The 9,041-nt window shown below is 63.2% G+C and carries 7 protein-coding genes and 1 pseudogene; 1 reads left to right on the forward strand and 7 read right to left on the reverse strand.

Going from position 1 to position 9,041, the window contains the following annotated elements:
- The first annotated feature begins 67 nt into the window (after positions 1–67).
- On the forward strand, positions 68–964 hold the full coding sequence (locus BZK31_RS04950; RefSeq protein WP_083181684.1) for a LysR family transcriptional regulator: 897 nt from the start codon (positions 68–70) through the stop codon (positions 962–964).
- A gap of 30 nt (positions 965–994) precedes the next feature.
- Here the strand turns inward: BZK31_RS04950 and BZK31_RS04955 are convergent, their stop codons facing one another.
- From BZK31_RS04955 to BZK31_RS04985, 7 genes and pseudogenes are all read right to left on the reverse strand, one after another.
- Complete coding sequence (locus tag BZK31_RS04955) at positions 995–2,410, reverse strand: lipid II flippase MurJ (protein WP_083181685.1); 1,416 nt, start codon at positions 2,408–2,410, stop codon at positions 995–997.
- 14 nt (positions 2,411–2,424) lie between these two features.
- Positions 2,425–3,246, reverse strand: a complete 822-nt coding sequence (locus BZK31_RS04960) for an acyltransferase (protein ID WP_083181686.1) — start codon at positions 3,244–3,246, stop codon at positions 2,425–2,427.
- Entirely contained in the window at positions 3,243–4,658 is a 1,416-nt protein-coding gene (locus tag BZK31_RS04965) for an O-antigen ligase family protein (protein ID WP_083181687.1), read from the reverse strand. Before BZK31_RS04965 ends, BZK31_RS04960 begins: the two co-directional genes overlap by 4 nt.
- On the reverse strand, positions 4,658–5,758 hold the full coding sequence (locus BZK31_RS04970) for a glycosyltransferase family 4 protein (protein ID WP_083181688.1): 1,101 nt from the start codon (positions 5,756–5,758) through the stop codon (positions 4,658–4,660). The genes BZK31_RS04965 and BZK31_RS04970 overlap by 1 nt, the downstream gene beginning before the upstream one ends.
- Positions 5,749–6,965: pseudogene (locus tag BZK31_RS04975) on the reverse strand (glycosyltransferase family 4 protein). The gene BZK31_RS04970 and the pseudogene BZK31_RS04975 overlap by 10 nt, the downstream one beginning before the upstream one ends.
- Before the next feature lie 2 nt (positions 6,966–6,967).
- A complete protein-coding gene (locus tag BZK31_RS04980) occupies positions 6,968–8,281 on the reverse strand; it encodes a cellulase family glycosylhydrolase (protein WP_083181689.1) in 1,314 nt (437 codons plus the stop codon).
- A gap of 1 nt (position 8,282) precedes the next feature.
- On the reverse strand, positions 8,283–9,041 hold a 759-nt coding region (locus BZK31_RS04985), incomplete at its 5' end, for a glycosyltransferase (protein WP_157900702.1).

Below are 9,041 nucleotides of genomic sequence, written 5' to 3' on the forward strand. Positions count from 1 at the left end.
TCTAAACGGGTAATCTGGGTTCGAATTACCTGTTTTTCAGGTAACAACGTCATTTGGGAGACTTCGCTTGAAACTGAGCCTGCGTCAGTTGCAGATTTTCTACGCCATCACGCGGCAGGGCAGCACCATTGGCGCGGGGCTTGCCGTTTCGCTCTCGCAATCGGCGACCAGCGCGGCGCTCAACGAGCTGGAAAGCGCGCTGGGCACCCGGCTGTTCGATCGGGTCGGCAAGCGCCTGGTCCTGAATGACAACGGCCACGCACTGTTGCCCCAGGCCAAGAAAATGCTCGAGAGCGCGCAGCAGATCGAGGACAGCTTTCTGCTGTCCGATGCCACACTGAATACCCGGTTGCAGATCGGTTGCAGCAGCACCATCGGCAACTATGTGCTGCCGTCGATCATCGCCGCACTGCGTGTGTCGGCCCCGTCGTTGCGGGTGGACATGGACATTGGCAACAGTGCCCTCATCGCTCGCAAGGTCGCGCATTTCGAAATCGACATGGGGCTGATCGAAGCGCCATGTTATTTACCTGAGCTGATTTCCGAGCCGTGGCTGGTGGACGAGATGGTGATTGTCGCCGGTCGGACTCATCCGCTGGCCATTCAGGCACAGGTGTCGTTGAGCGATCTGCAACACGCCGAATGGCTGCTGCGCGAACCGGGTTCGGGCACGCGTGGAGAGGTTGAACACTTGCTGCTGCGTCATTTGCATGACCTGGCGGACATGCGCCAGATGGGCAGCTCCGAGGCGATCAAGCGCACGCTGGCCCATGGGATCGGCATCAGTTGCCTGTCGCGTCGGGTGGTGGCGGACCTGTTGAAGAGCGGGGAGTTATCGGCGCTGAACAGCCCGCTGCCGCCTTTGACCCGTCGGTTTTTCCTGATTCGCCATCGCGACAAGTTCATTTCCAACAGCCTGCAACGCTTCAGCGAGCAGTGCAGGCAGTCGCTGCTGCAGCCATGAAAACGGATCTGAAGGCGGTGTGCGGCTCGCTCACTGATCAGTCATGCGCCAAGGCTTCAACCAGAGTGCCATGCCGATCAGCAGCACAGCGCCATATGCACAGCTCAGCCCCAGTTGCAGCCACTTGTTGTGCAACGGGTGCAGCATCAGTGCGGCCAACGTCATCAGTCCGGCGGCCAGCAGCCAGTGGCTGCGCCATGGCACAACGGCCAGCAACGCTTGACGGCGCATCAGCAACAGACCGGTCACCAGTGCACCGCCCAGCGCCGCGACGGCGATGCCGGTCAGGCCCAACAGCCACGGCAGCAGGGCCAGCAACACGGCATTGCACAGGCTGCCGATCAGCTCGCAGTTGAGCGGCAATCGCGTGTCACCCGCGGCATAGGCGTAACGTGCCAGCAAGGCATTCCAGGCACCGAACATCAGTGGCACCGCGAACCAGGCGAGCAGGCCGGGCAGCGGGCCGTCATGGGCCTGATTGGGCAACAGCAGGACCACCAATGCACCGGCCGCACCGATCAGGCCTGCCACGGCGGGAAGGGTCAGCAGCGTGGCGCTGCCCAGACCACGACGCAGCAGGGCCAGTCGCTGGTCACCGGCGCTGCCGCTCATCAAGCCCAGCAATACCTGATTCAGGCTCATCAAGGCAATCAACGGCAGGTTGATCAGCTTGCGTGCCAGATTCACCCAAGTCACGGCGCCTTCACCGAGCAACGACGCGACCATTCGTTCCAGCAACGCCAGACCCTGGCTGGCCAGGTTGCTGCTCAACAGTGGACCGATGCGCTGCAGCAGTTCGCGCATGGCGCCGGGTTCGGCCTGCCATTGCCAGGGCCGCCAGCCCGAGCGATGCAGACTCGGCAACAGCACGCCCGGCATCAGCACGCTGCCCAGTACGCAGGCGCTGGCCAGTCCGGTGGGCGTAGCGGCGTGACTCAGGGCGGCAAGATAGATGACCGGCGGCAGGTTGAACAACAGCGACCCCAGCCCGGCCAGCACGAAACGCGAGCGCGCCTGCAATGGCACGCAGAACAGAGCGTGCAGCACAAAGCCCGGCGCGGACCAGGCCAGCCACTGCAGACCGCTGGCCGCCTGTGTGTAGCCGTCGTCATCCAGCCCCGGTCCGATCAGCCGCACCAACGGCCCGGCACCTGCCGTCAGCAGCAGGCTGAACAGCACGCCGATCAACACCAGCCGCGGCGTCATCGCGCCCAGCCAGCGGCGTTGGCCGTCAGCCGAGCGCTGCTGATAGAGCGGCAGGGCGGCGGCGCTGAGCAGGCCCGCCGCCAGCGACATGCGCAGCGCTTCGGGCAGGAACATCGAGACCAGAAATGCATCGCTCTGGCCGCCTGCGTCCCACGCCGCGACCAGCAGCCATTCCCGGGCAAAGCCTGCGGTCAGTCCGGTGAGGGTGGCCAGGGTCAGCCACAGTGTCGAACCCAGCATTGCGTACGCTTCTGTCAGTGAAACAGGGTGAACAGGCCTTTGCCGCCCACCTTGTAGTTGAGATTGCGAGCACGTTCGCCTTTGATTTCTGCGTTCGGGCCGCTGACGATGGCGTACGGCGGCACGGGCTTGGATACGACGCTGTTGCCGCCGACCACCGCACCTTCGCCGATATTGGCACCGAACGAGAGCAGCGCCCGGCTACAGATCCAGGCGTAGTCACCGACGAACACCGGACCGCCGACCGCCCAGAATTCGGGCTCGTTCAAGTCATGCCCACCCGCGATGATCAGCACGTGGGAGGCGATGGTGACGTGGTCGCCGATCACCAGGCCGCCTCGAGCGTCCAGTTGGCAATGCCAGCCCACCGTGGTGTCGTCGCCGATGCGCAGGCTGTCCACGCCCAGCACTTCGGTGTTGCGCCACACGGTCGAGCCCTTGCCGATCTTCGCTCCGCCGATACGCAGCCACAGCAGACGCAGGGTGTGGCTGGGGATTTTGCAGATGATCATGTTGTACACCTGCTCCCAGGTGCGCAGCATGCGGTCGCGCAAGGTTGGCCAGTTGATGCCGTACAGCGGAATCAACGCGCCGAGGGTTTCGCTGGCCAGCAGGCGATAAAAGCGCCGCGCCAGTGGCGGCTCGATTCTCGGCTCGATGTTCAGGTAGCAGATGAACGACAGGGTGGTGTCCTTGATGCGGGTCTCGAAGCACACTTCGTTGTCCAGCATCCACTGGTAAGTGGCTTGCAACTCGTCGAGCGGCACACCCATCTTGCGGGCGTAATCGGGCAATGCTTCTCGCAGGTTATGCGAATGCATCATGCGGTGTTTCATGGGACGGCTCCCTGCTCGGGTAGGACGACGGGGGAAGGATGCGGTCTGGCCGCTGCGGCGCGCAGGCGTCTGCTTTCATGCAGGCTGATGCCGATGAACAGCCAGAACAGCGCGACCAGTACGCTGGTAAAACTGAAATAGTGGTCAAACAGGCCGCTGCACAGGGCGGCCAGCACACCGGTCATGCAGCCCAGATTGATGGCGTTTTCCCTGGTCAGCACGATGCGGCCGCTGGGTGGGCGGACTTCTTTCCACCAACTGATCGTGATCGCGATGAACAGCAGCATGCCGGGCAGGCCCATCTTGTAGATGAAGTTGAGCCAGAGGTTGGAAATCCCGAAATCGGTGTAACCCAGCACCGGCGGATCGGTCTTGAACCCGATGCCAAACGGGAAGGTCGCCATGGCATCCGGGAAGTGGCTGTATTCCAGAAAGCGAATCGCGGTGCTGGTGTCGTCATCGGAAAACAGTCCCATCAGACGATCCTGCAGTGGTGGGTAAAACATCATCAGCACCACGCCTGCCGCCGCGCCGCCCATCAGAAGTCGGCCCAGATGCGGAATACGGCGGCGGGTCATCCACAGCATCACCACCACCAGGCTGACCAGCGCGCCCCGCGAGCCAGTCAGCAGCAGGCCGATGGCGCCCAGTGCCGCAACGGTCAGGCCCAGCGTGCGGGCCGAGCCGGTGCGGGTCATGCCGAAACAGAAGGCCAGCGGCAGCAGCATGGCCAGCGCACCGCCCGCCACGTTGGGGTGCATCCACGGCGAGCCCATCCGGCTGGACAGCGACAACAGCGCTTCGCTCAGCACGTCGGCGCCGCTGTAACCCATGACGCGCAGGATCGGCGTGATCGCGGTGGCCGACCCGCTTATCACGTAGACCGGAATCGACAGCAACAACAGCATCAACGTGCCGCCGAGCAGGGCAACGACAAGTTTCTCCAGCGTCTGCAACTCGGTCAGCAGGCGCGGCACCAGAAACAGGATCGACAGGTTGAACAGCCAGCGCACCCAATTGACCGGACCATTGCCCTCGGCCACTACCGTCAGTTCGCCGACCAGGAACGGAAACGCACTGAACATCATCAGCGCCACCAGCAATCGCTCTGTACGCAGCATTTTCGGGATTCTGGCCTGTTGCTGGATCACCGCCTGCAGCAGGTAGCTGCCCCACGTGAGCATGATCAGCGCTTCGGACACGGTGGTGCGCACGCCAATCTGTACGGTGGAGTAGGGGATGAACGTGCCGATCACGCAGAACAGCAGCAACCCGCGCACCGGGCGTCTGATGATGGTGATGACCGACGCGGCACCGACGGCGGCCAGCAGCACCACCGGCATGGGCAGCATCCAGATCATCACGCCGAAGAGCAGGCTGAAAAACAGTCCTATGGGCATGGCCATCGGCATCAGCGAAGTTCCTCCAGCGTGGCATGCACCTGCTTGCAGAAGGCTTCCAGGTTGTAGCGGGCCGCCCAGGCTTTGGCCGCGGCGGGATCCTCTTGCGGGGCGTTGGACAGCGTACCCATCAGGTGAATCAGGTTGGCGCTGTCGGTCGGCGAGAAGTGCGGGCTGTCCGGCGGCGCGATCTCGTCCAGTGATGAACCGGTGGCAACCGCAACCCGGGTACCGACACTCAGGGCTTCGATCACCGGCAGGCCGAAACCTTCGCACCACGAGGGCTGCCAGAGGCGATCCGCATCGCGGTACACCGCGTGCAATTCGGCATCGCTAAGACCGGTGAGCACATGCAGGCCGGGCAGTTGACGCTGCGCTTCGGTCAACGGCTCGTCACCGCCGACCAGCACCAGGTCCGGCGTGTCGACGAACTGCATGCGCGCTGTCTGCCAGGCATCGACGAACCACCGCATGTTCTTGCGCGGTTCGCGCGTGCCGACGCACAGCCAGTAGCGCTCCGGCAATTTCAAATGACCGATGTCGGCCGCTTCGCCCTTGAAGCCCTCGACCAGCAGCGGCACGATGCGAATCTTGTCGCGTGCCTTGGGAAACAGACGTAACACTTCACTGGCGGTGTATTGCGAGGGCAGCCAGATCTGATCGGCGACCTGGATGGAATAGGCAATCGACAGGTAATCGGTCAGGCGATAGACGCGCGCCTTGAGCCGTGAGCCGTGGTTGTTCTGCTGAGTGATCTGAAACACGTCGTGCAACTGCAGCACGTAGCGCAGGCCCGCCGGTTTTCGACCCAGCGGCAGCCCCATGTTGATGTTGGCGAAGTAGATCTGGATCTCGGCATCGCGCAGCGCACGCGGCAGAAACACGCCTTCGAAGCGCAGCCGGTCAGGGATGCGGTGCACCGAATTCAAGGGCGTGGCCCAGTTCGGGGCGTGGATCAGCCGCCGGATCGGGTGGTTGTAAGGCGCCACGCCGAACAGTTGCAACTGAACGTCCGGGTGAGCGCGAAAGGCTTCTTCGAGGGCGAAGTTCTGACGGCCGATGCCGCTAACGGGGTAACCGGCTGCTGCGCGGTAATCAAGTCCTATACGCATGAGCGCGATCCTTGCTTGGGAGCGTAAGTCGGGTGTAGATGACTTCCAGTTGGGTGGCGGCGACAGACCAGTCGTGCCGGGAGCGGACGTACACGCGTCCGGCCTCGCCGATCTTGTCCAGCCGCACAACATTGTCGATGTTGTCGACGATCAACCCCGCCAGCCCGGCAGCGTCTTCGCTGCCCAGGTAATGGTCGCCATTGGCGACCTCCAGCCCGGAAACACCTTGCTGGGTGGTAACGATCGGCAGCCCTGCGGCCATCGCTTCGAGGGTCTTGAGCTTCGAGCCGCCACCCTGGCGCAACGGGGCGAAGAAGATCGCTGCGGTCGCCTGCAGGGCGCGCAGGTCAGGCACGAACCCCAGCCACTCGATGCGTGGATCCGGCCAGCGCTCGCGCCAGACCTGGGGCATGGCAAAACCGCCGATGGCGAAACGCACGTTGGGCGAGCGGGCCCATACCTGGGGCATGATCTCGTCCAGCGCCCATTCGATCGCATCGATGTTGGGGCCGTATTCGTAGTTGCCGATGAACAGCAAGCGGTGGCTTGAGCGGTCGGCATGGACGCTGGCGTAGTAGCCGCAATCGACGCTGTTGACCACGAATGAGGTGGCCCGGCCACTGAGCCGGGACAATGCTTTGGCATCGTCTTCGGTCACGGCGACCAGTTCACCGGCCTGGCGGAACACGCGGTTCTCCCAACGGCGGTAACGCCAGCGGTCGTACACCGTGAACGCGCTGGCCCAGCGCGGTATCCGTTCGTAACTCGCCGCGCCCAGGTCCGATTCGACGTTGTGTTCGGTGAGCACGAACTGCTTGCCGGAACGTCTGAGCGCTCGCTCGAACGGTTGAAACGCATAGGTGTGCTGAAGCTGTATCACGTCCCAGTCTTCCTGCAGCAACGCTTCGAACTCGGTCTCCAGTTTCGGTGCGTAGCCGTTGACGCTCGCCAGCATCGGCGGTGACGCGAAGGCTACCGCCAGCAGCGTCTTGACACTGTGCAACGGACGCCGGTCGATCACGATAAGGCGTTCCAGCCAAGGCTCCAGGGCGGAGCGGCAGCTGTCATCCAGCGGGGTCTTGGATTGCACGAGCAGCGTGATGCGATGGCCGCGGGCAGCCAGATTGCGCAACAGGTGATATTCGCGGGTCTTGCCGCCGCTGGTGGTGGGCCAGGGCAGGTACGGGAGTGTCCACAGTATCCGCATGGTCAGGGCTTCCATTCCAGAATTTGCAGGGTCGGCTTGAGCGCCAGCGTGATGCCCTGAGTGGCGGACAGCGGAATCCGGCTGCCGGTCAGCGGGTCATGCACGATCGCGTCATTGATGGCCGGAAAATTCAAGGTGCTCCCGGTGGCGCTCCAGAACATCAGCAACTGCTTGCCGTCCTCGCGACGCCACGCCACCGCGTACAGGTCATCCGGGACCTTGCTGACGGCGGGTGGCTCGGCAGGGGAAAGACGCGGGCCGGTCACATTCAGGAAATTTTTCAGCGCGCTGTAGGCCGGTTTCGGGTTGGCCTGCAGGTCGAGCAGGCCGTAACCCTGATCGCGGGCCGAGGCCCGTTCGTCCAGGTCGCTGAGGTTGAACAGGAAGATGCGCTGGAAGTCCATGGCGCTCATCAGGGCCAGACGCCGCAGGGTGTAGTCGGCCTGACCGGAGGAACCGATCAGCCGCTGCATTTCCACCGGGCCGTCATAACTCGACCAGCCCCATTCGGTAGCCCACACCTGACTGACGCCGTTGTTGTGCAACAACTGATTCATGGCATTGGCCCGAACCAGAAAATCCCGATCGGCGACCGAGTCGCCTTCCGGGTACTCGGAATAAGGATGGTAGGCGGCCACGATGTTCTGTTTGCCCAGGCCACTATCCAGCAGGGTCTGCAGCATGTAGCCGGGTGTGCTGTGCATCTGGCTGTAATACGCCATGCCGGCGGTGACGATGGTTTTTTCCGGCAGCGCCTGGCGCAGCGCGTCGGCGGTGGTGGTCAGCAAACGGCCATAGGCGGCCGGATCCTCCTTGGGCAGCCACACGATGTTTGGCTCGTTCCACACTTGCCAGTTGTTCACCTGCGGATAGCGCTGTGCCAGAGACACCATGCGCGCGGCGAACACATTGAAATCCTTGGGCGGGTACTGATCGCGGCTCGGCGCATCGGCCGGCGCGCTGCTGGCGAATGGTGCCGAGCCTACCATGTACGCCAGCGTGTTGTAGTGATGCGCCTTGATCGCCGCCATCGCCGCGTCCAGTTCCATCAGCGCGAACTTGTCCTTCTGCGGCTCGATGACCGGCCAGTGGATGGTCAGTCGCACCCAGTTCAGCCCCAGTTCATCCAGGCGCGCCATCTGCTGCTGGTAGATATCGGGCGCGAAATACTGAAACTGCACGTTGACGCCCAGAAAGTCCTGCCAGACCACCGGGCGTGGCGCTTTCAGAACCGTAGCCGCATGGCTGGTGCCGATCAGTGTGACACTGAGCACTGTGGCGGCAACGGACCGCCAGACTGTGGAACGACACAACATTTCAACGCACCTCGCAGGCTTGCCGGAACACTGACTGGAATCGCTCGGCGGTGTGGCTCCAGACCCGGGCGCGCCCCATCAGCGAAGCCTTTTCGGCCCACTGCGCGATGCGTTCCGGATGGCTGCACACGCTGACCAGCGCGTCGGCGAGCCCCTGGACATCGCCTTGCGGGTAGATCATGCCATTGCCATGAGAGACTTCTTCGGCAAAGGATCGCGCATCGGAGGTGATCACCCCGCGACCGCAGGCCACGGCCCATGACAACGCGCCGCTGGTGCCGCGCAATTTGCCGAGCACCTTGAGTTTGCTCGATTCGCGGTAGGGCAACACCATCACATGGTGCGCCTGAATGACCTGCGGGATCTGCTCGGCCGGCAGATCCAGCTGCCAGTCGATCAGGTCGGTGAGCCCCAATTGGCGGATCCGTACACGCAGTTGCTCCAGATAGCTGCCGGAAGGACCGAATGCCATTTCCGGCTCGCTGCCGCCCGCCAGGGTCAGGCGCACGGTGGTGCGTAATGCCGGTTTTTCCGTGAAGACGCTGGCCAGTGCATCCAGCAGGTCTTCGATGCCCTTGCCACGATAGATGAAACCGAAGTACAGCAGGCGCAGGGGTTTCATGGGCGGCAATGGCATCGGCGCGATGTCTATGTTGCCGTGATTGATCACCTCCATCTGCGCAGGCTTGAGCCCCATGCGCTGCCGCAGGCTCTGGCTGCCTGCCTGAGTGAGCGTCACCAGGCGCGTCATATGACGCGC

The sequence above is a fragment of the Pseudomonas floridensis genome (assembly GCF_002087235.1).
GTDB lineage: Bacteria > Pseudomonadota > Gammaproteobacteria > Pseudomonadales > Pseudomonadaceae > Aquipseudomonas > Aquipseudomonas floridensis.